The sequence below is a fragment of the Rhodococcus shunpengi genome (genome assembly GCF_048381395.1).
Taxonomy (GTDB): domain Bacteria; phylum Actinomycetota; class Actinomycetes; order Mycobacteriales; family Mycobacteriaceae; genus Rhodococcus.
Map to the genome: position 1 here is coordinate 1 of NZ_JBLWIU010000014.1, position 14,282 is coordinate 14,282.

Annotated in this window: 12 protein-coding genes; all 12 read right to left on the reverse strand. The window is 69.6% G+C overall.

Annotation, left to right across the window (positions count from 1 at the left end):
* Nucleotides 1-357 precede the first annotated feature (357 nt).
* The gene (tyrS, locus tag ACNJ7K_RS10205; protein WP_230791388.1) at nt 358-1,635 is read right to left on the reverse strand and encodes a tyrosine--tRNA ligase; all 1,278 of its coding nucleotides are present in this window, start codon (nt 1,633-1,635) and stop codon (nt 358-360) included.
* Nucleotides 1,636-1,650: 15 nt separating this feature from the next.
* Nucleotides 1,651-2,301 carry a DNA-3-methyladenine glycosylase gene (locus tag ACNJ7K_RS10210; RefSeq protein ID WP_230791387.1) on the reverse strand — a complete coding sequence of 217 codons (651 nt, stop codon included), beginning with the start codon at nt 2,299-2,301 and terminating at the stop codon, nt 1,651-1,653.
* A complete protein-coding gene (locus tag ACNJ7K_RS10215) occupies nt 2,286-2,507 on the reverse strand; it encodes a Trm112 family protein (protein ID WP_024101120.1) in 222 nt (73 codons plus the stop codon). Before ACNJ7K_RS10215 ends, ACNJ7K_RS10210 begins: the two co-directional genes overlap by 16 nt.
* 39 nt (nt 2,508-2,546) lie before the next feature.
* On the reverse strand, nt 2,547-5,531 hold the full coding sequence (locus ACNJ7K_RS10220) for an AMP-binding protein (RefSeq protein ID WP_159418130.1): 2,985 nt from the start codon (nt 5,529-5,531) through the stop codon (nt 2,547-2,549).
* 153 nt (nt 5,532-5,684) lie between these two features.
* Entirely contained in the window at nt 5,685-7,106 is a 1,422-nt protein-coding gene (gene argH, locus ACNJ7K_RS10225) for an argininosuccinate lyase (protein WP_230791386.1), read from the reverse strand.
* Nucleotides 7,107-7,108: 2 nt separating this feature from the next.
* A complete protein-coding gene (locus ACNJ7K_RS10230) occupies nt 7,109-8,308 on the reverse strand; it encodes an argininosuccinate synthase (RefSeq protein ID WP_060652959.1) in 1,200 nt (399 codons plus the stop codon).
* A gap of 47 nt (nt 8,309-8,355) precedes the next feature.
* Nucleotides 8,356-8,865, reverse strand: a complete 510-nt coding sequence (locus tag ACNJ7K_RS10235) for an arginine repressor (RefSeq protein WP_016692767.1) — start codon at nt 8,863-8,865, stop codon at nt 8,356-8,358.
* Between the two features lie 2 nt (nt 8,866-8,867).
* Nucleotides 8,868-9,797, reverse strand: a complete 930-nt coding sequence (gene argF / locus ACNJ7K_RS10240; RefSeq protein ID WP_487041597.1) for an ornithine carbamoyltransferase — start codon at nt 9,795-9,797, stop codon at nt 8,868-8,870.
* Between the two features lie 6 nt (nt 9,798-9,803).
* Nucleotides 9,804-10,991, reverse strand: a complete 1,188-nt coding sequence (locus tag ACNJ7K_RS10245; protein ID WP_487041598.1) for an acetylornithine transaminase — start codon at nt 10,989-10,991, stop codon at nt 9,804-9,806.
* A complete protein-coding gene (gene argB, locus ACNJ7K_RS10250; protein ID WP_120283009.1) occupies nt 10,988-11,926 on the reverse strand; it encodes an acetylglutamate kinase in 939 nt (312 codons plus the stop codon). Before argB ends, ACNJ7K_RS10245 begins: the two co-directional genes overlap by 4 nt.
* Nucleotides 11,923-13,173 carry a bifunctional glutamate N-acetyltransferase/amino-acid acetyltransferase ArgJ gene (argJ, locus tag ACNJ7K_RS10255; RefSeq protein WP_120283011.1) on the reverse strand — a complete coding sequence of 417 codons (1,251 nt, stop codon included), beginning with the start codon at nt 13,171-13,173 and terminating at the stop codon, nt 11,923-11,925. Before argJ ends, argB begins: the two co-directional genes overlap by 4 nt.
* Entirely contained in the window at nt 13,170-14,243 is a 1,074-nt protein-coding gene (argC, locus tag ACNJ7K_RS10260; RefSeq protein WP_159418128.1) for an N-acetyl-gamma-glutamyl-phosphate reductase, read from the reverse strand. Before argC ends, argJ begins: the two co-directional genes overlap by 4 nt.
* Nucleotides 14,244-14,282: the final 39 nt, after the last annotated feature.

Below are 14,282 nucleotides of genomic sequence, written 5' to 3' on the forward strand. Positions count from 1 at the left end.
TCCAGCAACAACCACCGAACAAATTCGATGGCCGCACCAAATATTATTTGGCACTGACATTCATCGGCACACTGTTGAGTTCTCAAAGAACACGCGCACATCGTTACGTTACCGGACACCTGTCCGGCTCGCTCCGAGGCAACCGTTCCAAGCTATCACATCCGATTTCAGGGCCGCAAATCGCTGCTTTCCCGTTCTCTTCCGTGAGAGCCGATCGATGCGACATCGAACATGCCTGTTTCCGAACCTTTCGGTCCGGCGGGCTGTTCGGTGTCGCTCGAACGACGACTAAGTTACGCCGACGCTAACGCGCCGTCAAATCCGCTGGTCAGAGGCTCGCCAGCGTCGGCGAAGGCGTCAGTCGCGGACGACTCGTACGCCGGCGAAGTTCCGCTTGCCCCTGCGCAGGACGAGCCAGCGTCCGTGCAGCAACTCTCCGTCGCCCGGGGTCCACTCCTCCGAGGAAATGCGGACGTTGTTGACCGACGCGCCGCCTTCCTTGATGGTGCGACGCGCGGCTCCCTTGCTCTCGCACAGACCCGACGCGACGAGCAGATCGATGATCGTGTCCGGCTCGCCGGCGCGGAGCTCCGTCACGGACGCCTCGGTCAGGGCGGCCGCGAGCGTGGGCTCGTCCAGCTCGCCGAGTTCCCCCCGCCCGAACAGGGCGCGGCTGGCCAACTCGACCGCTGCGGTGTTGTGCGCCCCGTGCACGAGGGTGGTCATCTCGGCTGCCAGGCGCTTCTGGGCCTCCCGTGCATGCGGACGCTCCATGGTGGCGGTCTCGAGCTCGGCGAGTTCGTCCTTGTCGAGGAAGGTGAACCACCGCAGGTACTTCATGACGTCGGCGTCGGCCGCGTTGACGAAGTACTGGTACCAGGCGTACGGGCTGGTCATCTCCGGGTCGAGCCACAGGCTGCCCCCACCGGTGGACTTGCCGAACTTCTTGCCGTCGGACGAGGTCACGAGCGGGACGGTCAAGGCGTGCACACTCTCACCGTCGGTACGGCGGTTGAGCTCGACACCGGCGATGATGTTGCCCCACTGATCGGAACCGCCGACCTGCAGCGCACATCCGTACTCGCGGCGCAGCTGCACGTAGTCGTTGGCCTGCAGGAGCATGTAGCTGAACTCGGTGTACGAGATGCCGTCACCTTCGAGGCGGCGCTTGACGGTGTCGCGGGCGAGCATCACATTGATCGAGAAGTGCTTGCCGATATCGCGCAGGAAGTCGATCGCGGACAGCGTGCCGGTCCAGTCGAGGTTGTTCACGACCACGGCTCCCGTCGGGGAGTCGTCGAAGTCGACGAACCGTTCGAGCTGCCCACGGATCCGTCCTGCCCATTCGGCGACGGTGTCGGCGGAGTTCATGGTGCGCTCCCCCACGTCCCGCGGGTCGCCGATCATGCCGGTTGCGCCACCTGCGAGAACGATGGGCCGATGGCCGGCGCGCTGGAAACGCTTGAGTGCGAGGAGCGGAACGAGGTGACCGGCGTGCAGGCTCGGGCCGGTCGGATCGAAACCGGCATAGAGGGTGATCGGACCCTTGTCGAGTTCGCCTCGAAGTGCGTCGAGATCGGTCGATTGCGCGATGAGCCCGCGCCAGGTCAGTTCGTCGAGAATGTGCTCAGTCACCGTTCGATCATCCCATCACGCCCGAGGGGCGGCGGGCGCGCGTGGGCTGCGCCGGTACGCGGAGACCCCGATCGCCCCGGGAACCCACAACCGCCACGGCCTGTCGGCCGCCACGCTGATCCCCACCCGCGGCCCCCGCGCGACCTCCCCGACCAGCGGTTCAGCCGGAAGTTCCACGCGCACCCGAGCGTCGGCCGCGTCCACGTCGATACCGTTGTCGGCCAGATCGAGGCCGAGCGCAGCAGCGAGATTTCCGGGCCCCCGTGCGAGGTTCGAGAATGGAGTGCCGGACGTGCGCCGGGAACGGACCGCCTGCTCTCCCTCGATCACCTCACCACCGCGCAACAGCACTGCCGCGGCGGTGCCGTCGGGACCGAGAGAGACGTTCGCGCAGAAGTGCAGTCCGTAGCTGCGGTAGACGTATAGATGCCCCGCAGGTCCGAACATGACCGAATTACGCGGGGTGGGTCCGCGGTACGAGTGCGCGGCCGGGTCCGGCCACGGTCCGTCCTCGGGGCCGCCATAGGCCTCGACCTCCGTCAGCAGGACGGCGGTCTCCCCCACTCGGACGGTTGCTCCGAGCAGCGCTTCGGCAGCCTCGACCGGATCGAGTCCTTCGAGTTCGCCGCGGACGGATCGACGATTGCGGCTCAGTCGGTGCTCCATCCGGCGACACCGCGCGCGGTGAAGTCCTCGTGCTCGGCGTCGCTGACCTCGCGGGCCTCGTCGACGAGGAGGACGGGAATGCCGTTCTCGATCGGATACGCCCGCCGCAGTCGCGGGTTGTACAGGACGGCGTCGTCGACGAGAAGCAACGGCCCCTTGTCCTCCGGACAGGCCAGAATGCTCAGCAACGTGGGATCGACAGCCACGGATGTCCTTTCGAAGGGCGGAACCGAACCGGTCCCAGGCTACCGCGCTCCGGCGGGCGAACCCGCCGTGCCCGTCTTCCACGCCGTGGCCACGGCCTTGGTGAACCGCTTGTACGTCCCGGTGTCGGGGTTCAGGTACCAGGTACGGACGGTGGGCACGGGCAATCCCTGTTCGCGCAGACGATCGGCGGACGGGCGATAGGACGGGCCCAACGGGATGTCGGGCACGACGTGCACGAGATCGGGTCGTTCGTCGGCCGGGACCGAGTCGAACGCCGCCGTGATCTCCGCGGCCGTCGGTGCACGGTTGCCCCGCAGCGAGCAGCCGGCCACCGCGATGTCGCGACCTCCCACCGAGATGCCATAGGCGACGGCGAGATCGACACGCGGGATCGCTTCGAGCACGTCCGCCACGCTCTGGGTGAAGACCGGGCCGTGGAAGGTGGGGATCACCGTCCGCCGACTGTCGAGCAACCAGTAGTCGCCGTCGTCGTCGCGTCGGAACAGGTTGTCGGTGGGCACCCACACGTCGCCCGGTTCGAACACGCCGCGCATCACACCGGTGATCGCCGAGGCGGCGGGTCCGGGCCTGCCGAGCAGCAGTCCGACCTCGCCGACCTGCGCCTCCCGCACGAAGCCGCGTTCGTCCTCTACGAGTCGGCCGACGCCGGCGTCGTAGGCGGCGAGGCGCACGTCGGCGCTACCGGGCAACGGCCGGCCCTTCGAGCCGATCTTCGAACCGGAGACGTTCGCGAGCACGACGTTTCCCTCGGTCGACGCGTAGAACTCGAGAACCCGTGCGGGCTGGAACCGGTCGAGGGTGCGGCGCCACAACCCCGGTGGCATGCCGGAGCCGATGAACAACCGGATGGGGTGGATGGCGTCGATGTGCAGCGACGGGCTGTCGAGCACCTCACGCATCATCGACCAGGTGTAGGTGACGACGGTGACGCCGTAGCGGTGCACTTCGTCGCTGAAGAGCGACGGATTCAACCCGCGCGACAACGCGATACGCGCCCCACCGGCGAGCGCCCCACCGAAACTGACGAGCAGACCCGACGAATGATGCAGCGGCGCAAGACAGTACATGGTGTCGCCACGTCCGAGCGAGGCCGCGGTGGCGGTCCCGAAGGCCGACAGCGCCCATCGGTAGTTGGTGACCCGTCGCACCGCGAGCGTGTCGCCGCCACCGGAGAACAGGATGAACGCAAGTTCGCGCGCGAGTCCCGGATCGGCGACGTACCAGCCCGGCAGCTGCACGGAGGAGATGTCGAGTCGTTCGAGATCGACGACGTCGGCGCCGGGTTCGATGTCGAGGTCGCGGACGTCGCCGCCCCCGAGTACCAGCACGGGCAGGCCTGTCGCGACGGCCGCGTCGAGGTTCTCGGGATCGGCGACGATCTTCTCGACACCGCCGAGTCGCACGGCCTCGGCGATGTCCGGTCCGGGCGGGATCAGGACGGACACGCCGCCGAGGCGGGAGATCGCCGCGACCGCCGCCATCGCGCTGGGGCGCACGTCCATGAGGATGCCGACGTGCATCGCGGGACGGATGCCGTTGTCAACGAGCCCGAGGACGACGTTGTCGATCCGCCGGTTGACGGCGTCGAAGGTGTAGACCCGGTCCTCGAAGATGAAGCACTCCCGCTTCGGCGACTTTCGGCCGATTTCGGCGAGCAGGCCGCCGACGGAGATGCGGGTGCGCGGCTGGATCTGCCCGAGCCGCGCGAGGCGGGGAAGGGCGCGGGCGGCCTCGCCGGTGAGATCGCGTGCTCCGCGGACGGCACCCACCGCGATCCCCGCGATCCCCTTGCCGAAATCGGTTCCGACGTCGGCGAGGGTCGCGGCGGTGTGCGTGATGCGGGATGCGACCGAGACGCCGGTGCCCTCATCGGTGGGGTTCGGCACCGCCATCGGCGCGATGCCGACGGGCCGGTCCCCGACGCCCTCGCGCCACTGCACCCACTCCCCGACCGACGGCCACGTCTGCTGACCGGCGACACTGCCCACAACCAGACCGAAATGCCCTGCGCGCAAGGTGTATTCGTAGACCTCCGCGCGGGGCGACGCCTTGCGGATGCCGCGTACGGCGAGCGGTTGCCCGATGTCGTCGACCTCACCGATGAACGCGAGGACGGGACAGGTGATCTCGGCGAGGCTCACTGCCCGGTCGTTGATGACGAAACCGCCACTGACCATGCGGTTGTGAGCGATGAACTGGCGCAACACCTCGGCGACGGCCGGTCCGGACCACGCCACCCACCCCTCGGTGTCGAGGAACCGGCGCTGCGGTTCTCGCGGCAGCAGCGCTTCCCGGTCGTGGAGCTGGAGCAGGAAGTCGATGCGCGAGCGCACGGTCTTGACCGGATCGAGCAGCTGGAATCCGGTGCGCGCCATCCATCCCGTGATCGCGAGGCGGTTGAAGACGTGGTCCGCGAGGAAGTCCGCGGAGTGGGTCGCGACGATCTCCGGAATCCCGAAGGGCAGGGCGGCGAGGGTGTCGACCGGGCTGCCGAAGGTGATCAGGCTCGCGATGCCGCGGCTACGCCGGTACGCCGCGACCTGATAGCAGAACATGCCGCCCTGCGAGTACCCACCGAGATGCACGTCGCGACCGGTATAGGCGCGGACGCAGTCGACGACTTCGTCGAGGGCGAGGATGTGATCGGTGAGGGTGCGTTTCCAGCCCCCCTCTTCCTGGTCGGGCGACCCGAAGTCCACGACCCAGGGGTCGAGACCCGCTTCGTGGAGGGTGCCGACGGCGCCGGCGTCACGGGTGACGTCGTACACCTCGGCGGACACCATCATCGGTGGCACGAGGACGATCGGGATGCCCGTGGAGGCGGTGTCGGATTCGGGGAAGTACCGGCGGAGCCGGTACATGGAGGTGCGCTCGACGACCTGGTACGGCGAGGACGAGCGGCCGGGTTCGAGACCACCGAAACGCAGGACTTCGAGACCGTTCTGGGCAGTGGCGACGAGCCGTCGCACCGACTCGGTCACTACATCGGCGTCCAGTCCCACGGTCCGCTCCCCTTCTCGACGATGTATCCGCAGCGGTCCCCGGCACCTGCGGTTCTACACCGGTACCCGTTGCATGCCGAGAGTATGTGTCAGCCTGCCACACCGCCCTCACCGTCCCGGGCAACTCGGGGTGTGCCCGGGACGGCAGGCGTGTCAGCCGCGCACCCAGCTGCGCAGGTGTGCCGCGGCGTCGCGCACGCGGCCGAGCTGCTCGGCCACCCGCACGCCCGCGGTGCCGCCACGCGCGTCGCGCGAGGCGATGGATCCTTCGACGGTGAGCACTTCCCGCACCTGCGGGGTCAGCGCCGGATCGACACCGGCGAGCTCCTCGTCCGTGAGGTCCTCGAGACCGACCCCGCGGCCTTCGGCGACCCGCACGCATGCCCCGGCCGCCTCGTGGGCGACGCGGAACGGAACGCCCTGGCGAACCATCCACTCGGCGATGTCGGTCGCGAGGGTGAATCCGGCGGGTGCGAGCTCGGCCATGCGTTCGGTGTGGAAGGTCAGCGTCGAGACGAGGCCCGCGATCGCCGGGAGCAGCAGCTCGAGCTGTGCGACGGAGTCGAAGACCGGCTCCTTGTCCTCCTGCAGGTCGCGGTTGTAGGCCAGCGGCTGCGCCTTGAGCGTGGCCAGCAGACCGGTGAGGTTACCGATGAGACGACCGGCCTTACCGCGGGTGAGCTCGGAGACGTCCGGATTCTTCTTCTGGGGCATGATCGACGACCCGGTCGACCATTCGTCCGCGAGGGTGACGTACCCGAACTCGGGGGTGCTCCACAGGATGACCTCCTCCGCCATGCGGGAGAGGTCGACGGCGATCTGTGCGAACACGAACGCCGCTTCCGCCGCGAAGTCGCGGGAGCTGGTCGCGTCGATCGAGTTGTCCGCCGCCGAGTCGAAGCCCAGATCGGCCGCGATCGCGTCGGGGTCGAGACCGAGCGACGATCCGGCCAGCGCGCCCGACCCGTACGGCGAGACCGCCGCGCGCTTGTCGAAGTCGCGCAACCGGTCGACGTCGCGAAGCAGCGGATGCGCGTGGGCGAGCAGGTGGTGCGCGAGCAGCACGGGCTGCGCCGCCTGCAGGTGCGTCTTGCCGGGCATCACGGCATCGGGGTGCGCTGCGGCCTGGCCGGCGATGGCGTCGACCACGTCGAGGGCACCGTCGGCGATGCGCCGCGCGCTGTCGCGCAGCCACATCCGGAACAGCGTCGCGACCTGGTCGTTGCGGGAGCGGCCCGCGCGGAGCCGGCCGCCGACCTCGGGGCCGACCCGCTCGATGAGTCCCCGTTCGAGCGCGCCGTGCACGTCCTCGTCGGACTCGGCGGGACCGAACGCACCGGAGGCCACATCGCCGGCGAGACGGTCGAGGCCGTCGAGCATCGTGGCGAGGTCGTCGTCGGTGAGGAGTCCGGCGCGGTGCAGCACCTTGGCGTGGGCCTGCGAGGCGCGCACGTCGTACGGGGCGAGCGCCCAGTCGAAGTGCGTGGACTTGCTCAGCGCCGCCATGGCGGCGGCCGGTCCGGATGCGAACCGGCCGCCCCACAGGGCACCTTCGTTGGTGCCGTGAGCTGTCATGACTACAGGCCCAGATCGCGCTTCGCGGCGACCTTCGACGACAGGCCGTGGATCTGCACGAAGCCCTTGGCGTTGGACTGGTCGAAGCTGTCGCCCTCGTCGTAGGTGGCGAGGTTGAAGTCGTACAGCGACTCGGGGCTGCGACGGCCGTTGACGGTGATGTGTCCGCCGTGGAGCACCATGCGGATGTCGCCGGTGACGCGCTCCTGGGTGTTCTTGATGAAGGCGTCGAGGGCGGTCTTCAGCGGCGAGTACCACAGGCCGTCGTACACCAGCTCGCTCCAGCGCTCCTCGACGCGACGCTTGTAGCGGCCGAGTTCGCGCTCGAGGGTGACGTGCTCGAGTTCCTGGTGGGCGGTGATGAGGGCGATGGCGCCGGGGGCCTCGTAGATCTCGCGGCTCTTGATGCCGACGAGGCGGTCCTCGACCATGTCGAGGCGGCCCACACCCTGGGCGCCCGCGCGACGGTTGAGTTCCTGGATGGCTTCGAGGACGGTGACGTGCTTGCCGTCGATCGCGACGGGGCGGCCGGCCTCGAAGCTGATGATCAGCTCGTCGGGGGCCTGCCAGTGGGCGGTGGGGTCCTCGGTGTAGTCGTAGACGTCCTTGGTGGGGGCGTTCCACAGGTCCTCGAGGAAGCCGGTCTCGACGGCGCGGCCCCAGACGTTCTGGTCGATGGAGAACGGCGAACGCTTGGTGACGTTGATGGGCAGGCCGTGCTCCTCGGCGAAGGCGATGGCCTTCTCGCGGGTCCAGGCGTAGTCGCGGACCGGTGCGATGACCTGGAGGTCGGGGGCGAGGGCGCCGAAGCCGACCTCGAAGCGGACCTGGTCGTTGCCCTTGCCGGTGCAGCCGTGGGAGACGACGGTGCCGCCGTGCTCGCGGGCGGCCTGCACGATGTGCTTGACGATCAGCGGGCGGCTGATGGCCGAGACGAGCGGGTAGCGGTCCATGTAGAGCGCGTTGGCCTGGACGGTGGGCAGGCAGTACTCGTTGGCGAACTCGTCCTTGGCGTCGACGACGATCGATTCGACGGCACCGCAGTCGAGGGCGCGCTGACGCACGACCTCCATGTCCTCGCCACCCTGGCCGAGGTCGATGGCCACGGCGACGACCTCCTTGCCGGTCTCCTTGCCGATCCAGCTGATGGCGACGGAGGTGTCCAGCCCGCCCGAATAGGCGAGTACGACGCGTTCGGCCATTGTCTTTGTGCTCCTTCGTATTTCGACGTGCGTCTATGAGTGGTAGGTCAGGCGAGTGATTCGATTTTCGCGGCCAGTTCGGCTCCCGTCGTCGGTTCGCGGGCGATGACCGCGATGGTGTCGTCGCCGGCGATCGTTCCGACCACCTCGGGTAATGATGCCCGATCGAGTGCACTGGCCAGATAGTGCGCCGCCCCGGGCGGGGTGCGCAGCACGGCGATGTTGCCGCTGGAGTCGGTGGACACCAGCAGTTCGCCGAGCAACCGGGACAGACGGTCGGTGCCTCCGGTCACACCGCGCACGGGGCTGCCGTCCTCCGGGACGACGTACACCCCGGCGCCGCCGTCGGCTGCGCGGAGCTTGACGGCACCGAGTTCCTCGAGGTCGCGGGACAGGGTGGCGGTGGACACCTCGATGCCGTCCTCGGCGAGGAGGGCGGCGAGTTCGGTGTGGCTGCGCACCGGGTGTGCGGCGAGCAGTGCGACGATGCGGGCCTGCCGCGCCGCGCGCGTCGGCGCGGTCGCTGCGCTGTCCGCATGGTTCGCCGCGGTGCTCACGGTCAGCTCCGGCTCTGCTCGAGCAGCCACACGAGCAGGGCCTTCTGTGCGTGGAGGCGGTTCTCGGCCTCGTCCCACACCACCGACCGCGGTCCGTCGATGACCTCGGCGGTGATCTCCTTGCCGCGGTAGGCCGGCAGGCAGTGCAGCACGATCGCGTCGGTGTCGGCGAGGGAGACGAGGGCGTCGTTCAGCTGGAACGGCCGGAAGGGAGCCTCGCGGTCCTTGCCGTCGTCCTCCTGCCCCATCGACACCCAGGTGTCGGTGACGAGCACATCGGCGCCGGTGGCTCCGGTGCGCGGGTCGTCGGTGACGGTGACGCTGCCGCCGGTCTGTTCGGCGCGTGCGCGGCTCGCGGCAACGACCTGCGGGTCGGGGGTGAACCCGGCCGGGGACGCGATGGTCACGTGCATGCCGGCGGTGACGCCGCCGAGCATCAGCGAGTGCGCCATGTTGTTGGCGCCGTCGCCGAAGTAGGTCATCCGCAGGCCCGCGGTGGCGCCCTTGTTCTCGCGGATGGTCTGCAGGTCGGCGAGGACCTGGCAGGGGTGGAAGGTGTCGGTGAGCGCGTTGACGACGGGCACGGTCGAGTGCTCGGCGAGCGTCTCGATGCGGTCCTGGCCGTAGGTGCGCCACACGACCGCTTCGGTGAACCGGGAGAACATCCGGGCGGTGTCCTCGACGGTCTCACCCTTGCCGATCTGGGTGGAGCCGGTGTCGACGACGATGGCGTGTCCGCCGAGCTGGGCGATGCCGGCGTCGAAGGAGAAGCGGGTGCGGGTGGAGGTCTTGTCGAAGAGCACGGCGACGCTGAGGGGCCCTTCGAGGGGGCGGCGGGACAGCGGTGCCTTCTTCAGTTCGGCGGCGAGTTCGAGCACCTCGGTCTGTTCGGCCGGGGTGAGGTCGTCGTCGCGCAGGAAATGGCGGAGCACGGGTCGTCAGTTCCCTTCCCGGTCGGCGGTGTCGAGGACGGCGGGCAGCGCCGTCACGAAGCTCTCGGCCTGCTGTTCGGTAAGGATCAGCGGGGGCGCGAGGCGGATCACGTCGGGTGCGGCGGCATTGACGAGGAAACCGGCCTCTCGGGCGGCGGTCTCGACAGCCGGTGCCTTCTCGGCGGTGAGGACGACACCGAGGAGCAGCCCGGAGCCGCGCACGTGCGAGACGAGCGGGTGCCCGAGTTCCTCGATGCCGACGGCGAGGGTCTTGCCGACGGTGTTCACGTGGTCGAGCAGGTTCTGCTCGTCGATCGTGCGCAGCACCGCGAGGGCGGCCGCGGCGCACACCGGGTTGCCGCCGAAGGTGGTGCCGTGCTTGCCGGGCTGGAACAGCTCGGCGGCCGGGCCGGTGGCGAGGACGGCGCCGATGGGCAGTCCGCCGCCGAGACCCTTGGCGAGGGTCATCACGTCGGGGGTGATGCCCGCTGCCTGGTAGGCGAAGAAGCTGCCGGTACGGGCGATGCCGGTCTGGACCTCGTCGAGCACGAGCAGTGCACCGCGTTCGGTGGTGATGCGACGCGCGCCGGCGAGATAACCCTCGGGCGGGACGACGACGCCGGACTCGCCCATGATCGGTTCGAGGAAGACGGCGGCGGTGTTCTCGTCCACGGCGGCCTCGAGGGCGTCGAGATCGCCGTAGGGCACGAACTCGACGCCGGCGGGCATCGGTTCGAAGGGGGCGCGCTTGTCGGGCTGGCCGGTCAGGGCGAGCGCGCCCATGGTGCGGCCGTGGAAGGCCTTCTCGCACGCGACGATCTTCGGCCGGCCGGTGAGCCGGGCGATCTTGAAGGCCGCTTCGTTGGCCTCGGTGCCGGAATTGCAGAAGAAGGCGCGGCCCTCGTGACCGAAGCGGTCGAGGAGCTTCTCGGCGAGTTCGAGCACCGGCGGCGAGGCGTACAGGTTCGACACGTGGCCGAGCTGGTTCAGCTGCGCGGTGACGGCCTCGATGATCGCCGGGTGGCGGTGGCCCAGGCTGTTGACGGCGATGCCGCCGAGCAGGTCGAGGTACTGCTTGCCGTCGGCGTCGGTGAGCACGGCACCGTCGCCCTCGACCAGCGCGACCTTGGGCACGCCGTAGTTGTTCATCAGCGAACCCGCCCAGCGCTGCTGGAGGTCGGACGTGCCGGTCATGCGGGGCCTTCCTTCTCGGAGGACGGCACCACCATGGTGCCGATGCCTTCTTCGGTGAACAGTTCGAGGAGCACGGAGTGCGGTTGGCGCCCGTCGATGACGTGTGCGGTGGGCACTCCGCCCTGCACGGCGCGCAGGCACGCCTCCATCTTCGGGACCATGCCGGAGTCGAGCGACGGCAGCAGCGCGGTGAGCGCGTCGGCGTCGATCCGCGAGGTGAGCGAGCTGCGGTCGGGCCAGTTCGTGTAGAGGCCTTCGACGTCGGTGAGCACGACCAGCTTCTCCGCGCCGAGCGCTTCGGCGAGGGCGGCCGCGGCGGTGTCGGCGTTGATGTTGTGCACCACGCCGTCGGCGTCGGGCGCGATCGTCGAGACCACGGGGATGCGGCCGGCGGCGATGAGGTCGAGCACCGCGCCGGGGTGGACGCTGGTGACGTCGCCGACGAGGCCGATGTCGGTGGCCTCGCCGTCGACGACGACCGTGCGGCGGGTCGCGGTGAACAGTCCGGCGTCCTCGCCGGAGGTGCCGACGGCGTAGGGCCCGTGGCTGTTGATCAGGCCGACGAGTTCGCGCCCGACCTGCCCGAAGAGCACCATCCGCACGACGTCCATGACCTCGGGGGTGGTGACGCGGAAGCCGCCGCGGAATTCACCTTCCAGGCCGAGTCGCTTCAGCATGGCGTTGATCTGCGGGCCGCCGCCGTGCACGACGACGGGATGGATGCCGACGGTGCGCAGGAACGCCATGTCGGCGGCGAAGGCGGTCTTGAGGGTGTCGTCGATCATGGCGTTGCCGCCGTACTTGACGACGACGATCTTGTCGCGGAACTTCTGCAACCACGGCAGAGCCTCGGCGAGGACGAACGCCTTCTGGTGCGAGGTGAGGTCGGCGATCAGTGCGTCGGTCACGTCGTCTCCTGTGCTCGTTCCGGTCACGACGAGTACGCCGAGTTCTCTTCGACGTAGGCGTGCGAGAGGTCGGTGGTGCGGATGGACACCTGCGCGTCGCCGAGACCGAGGTCGATGTCGAGGGCGATGTCGGCGGCGGACAGGTCGACCTCGCGGGCGCCGGGGGCACCGACACCGTCGATGCACACCGGATTGCCGTTGAACGACACGGAGATCTTGTCGGGGTCGAGTTCGATCGGGGCGATGCCGATGGCGGCGAGCACGCGGCCCCAGTTGGGGTCGGAGCCGAACAGGGCGGTCTTGACGAGGCTGTCGCGAGCCACGGTGCGGGCACCGATCAGGGCGTCGGCCTCACTGGCGGCGCCGCGGACGGTCACGGTGACCCGCTTGGTGACGCCCTCGGCGTCGGCCATCATCTGCTCGGCGAGGTCGTCGCACACGGCGAGGACGGCGGCGTTCAGCTCGTCCTGGCTCGGGGTGATCCCGCTCGCGCCGGAGGCCAGCAGCAGCACGGTGTCGTTGGTGGAGGTCGCGCCGTCGACGTCGAGGCGGTCGAAGGTGAGCCGGGACGCGTGACGCAGCGCGGTGTCGAGCTGCTCGGCGGTCGCGACGGCGTCGGTGGTGACCACGCACAGCATCGTCGCCAGGGCGGGGGCGAGCATGCCGGCGCCCTTGGCCATGCCGCCGACATTCCACTTGTCGGCGTGGTGCAGGGCGGCCTGCTTGGGCACGGTGTCGGTGGTCATGATCGCGTAGGCGGCGTCGGTGCCGCCGGAGATGCCCCCGGCGAGTTCGTGGACGATCTCCTGCACGCCGGAGAGCACCTTGTCCATGGGCAGACGGTCGCCGATCAGGCCGGTCGAGCACACGGCGACCTCACCGGCACCGGTCTCGGTGCCCCAGTTGCTCAGGGCGTCGGCGACGGCCTCGGCCGTAGCGTGGGTGTCCTGGAAACCACCGGCACCGGTGCACGCGTTGGCGCCGCCGGAGTTGAGGATCACCGCGCGCAGGCTGCCGGACTTCAGCACCTGCTGGGACCACAGGACGGGGGCGGCCTTGACCTTGTTGGTGGTGAACACACCGGCGGCGGTGAGTTCGGGGCCCTCGTTGACCACGAGCGCGAGGTCCTGCTTGCCGGAGACCTTGATGCCGGCGGGGATGCCGGCGGCCCGGAAGCCGGCGGGACTGGTGACACCCTGGGTGCGGATCAGGCGTCCCCCGGCGATCTCGGTGGCGCCGGTGTAGACGTCGTCTGCGTACTTGTTCTCGGTCACGGAGCCACTCCCACGGTGGACAGGCCGGCGGTCTCGGGCAGGCCGAGTGCCAGGTTCATCGATTGCACGGCGGCACCGGCGGTGCCCTTGGTGAGATTGTCGAGCGCGGCGACGACGACGAGCAGTCCGGCGTCGGCGTCGACGGTGACGGCGATCTGGACGGCGTTCGAGCCGACCACCGCGCCGGTGGCGGGCAGCGCGCCTTCCGGCAGCAACTGCACGAAGGGTTCGTCGGCGTAGGCCTTCTCGTAGACGGCGCGGGCCTCGGCGGCGGTCACCGTGGTCGGTGCGGTGCAGGTCGCGAGGATGCCGCGCGGCATGGGCGCGAGGACGGGGGTGAACGAGACCTTCACGTCGGTGCCGGCGAGGGCGGAGAGGTTCTGCTTGATCTCCGGGGTGTGCCGGTGGGCGCCGCCGACGCCGTAGGCGCGGACCGAGCCCATGACCTCGGAGCCGAGCAGGTCGACCTTCGGGGACTTCCCGGCGCCGGAGGTGCCGGAGACGGCCACGACGTTCACGACGGGTTCGACGATGCCGGCGGCGACGGCCGGGGCGAGGGCGAGGGAGGCGGAGGTCGGGTAGCAACCGGGGACCGCGATGCGGGTGGCGCCGACGAGGGCGTCGCGCTTGCCGGGCAGCTCGGGCATGCCGTAGGGCCAGGTGCCGGCGTGGTCGCTGCCGTACCAGCGCTGCCAGTCGGCGGCGCTCTCGAGCCGGAAGTCGGCGCCGCAGTCGATGACGACGGTCGTCTCGGGCAGCTGCTCGGCGATCACGGCGGAGTGGCCGTGCGGCAGGCCGAGGAAGACGACGTCGTGCCCGAGCAGGGTGTCGATGTCGGTGGCGCCGAGCACGCGGTCGGCGAGCGGCAGCAGATGGGGATGGAACTCACGCAGGGTGGCGCCGGCATTACCCCCGGCGGTGAGCGCGCCGATGGCGAGTGAGCCGTCCTGGTAGGCGGGGTGGCCGAGGAGCAGGCGCAGGATCTCGCCGCCCGCGTAGCCGCTGGCGCCGGCCACGGCGACCCGTAGCGGCGACTCGGGGGTGGCGGTGAAGTCCGGTGAAGTACCCATACGAATGATTATGCACCCTCATGCAAATCATTTCATAGG

What these genes read in the sequence shown, in the direction of transcription:
- ACNJ7K_RS10210 (WP_230791387.1), bottom strand. Translation starts at nt 2,301, where the DNA reads ATGGAGCACCGACTGAGCCGCAATCGTCGATCCGTCCGCGGCGAACTC.
- argH (WP_230791386.1), bottom strand. Translation starts at nt 7,106, where the DNA reads ATGACAGCTCACGGCACCAACGAAGGTGCCCTGTGGGGCGGCCGGTTC.
- ACNJ7K_RS10230 (WP_060652959.1), bottom strand. Translation starts at nt 8,308, where the DNA reads ATGGCCGAACGCGTCGTACTCGCCTATTCGGGCGGGCTGGACACCTCC.
- ACNJ7K_RS10245 (WP_487041598.1), bottom strand. Translation starts at nt 10,991, where the DNA reads ATGACCGGCACGTCCGACCTCCAGCAGCGCTGGGCGGGTTCGCTGATG.
- argC (WP_159418128.1), bottom strand. Translation starts at nt 14,243, where the DNA reads ATGGGTACTTCACCGGACTTCACCGCCACCCCCGAGTCGCCGCTACGG.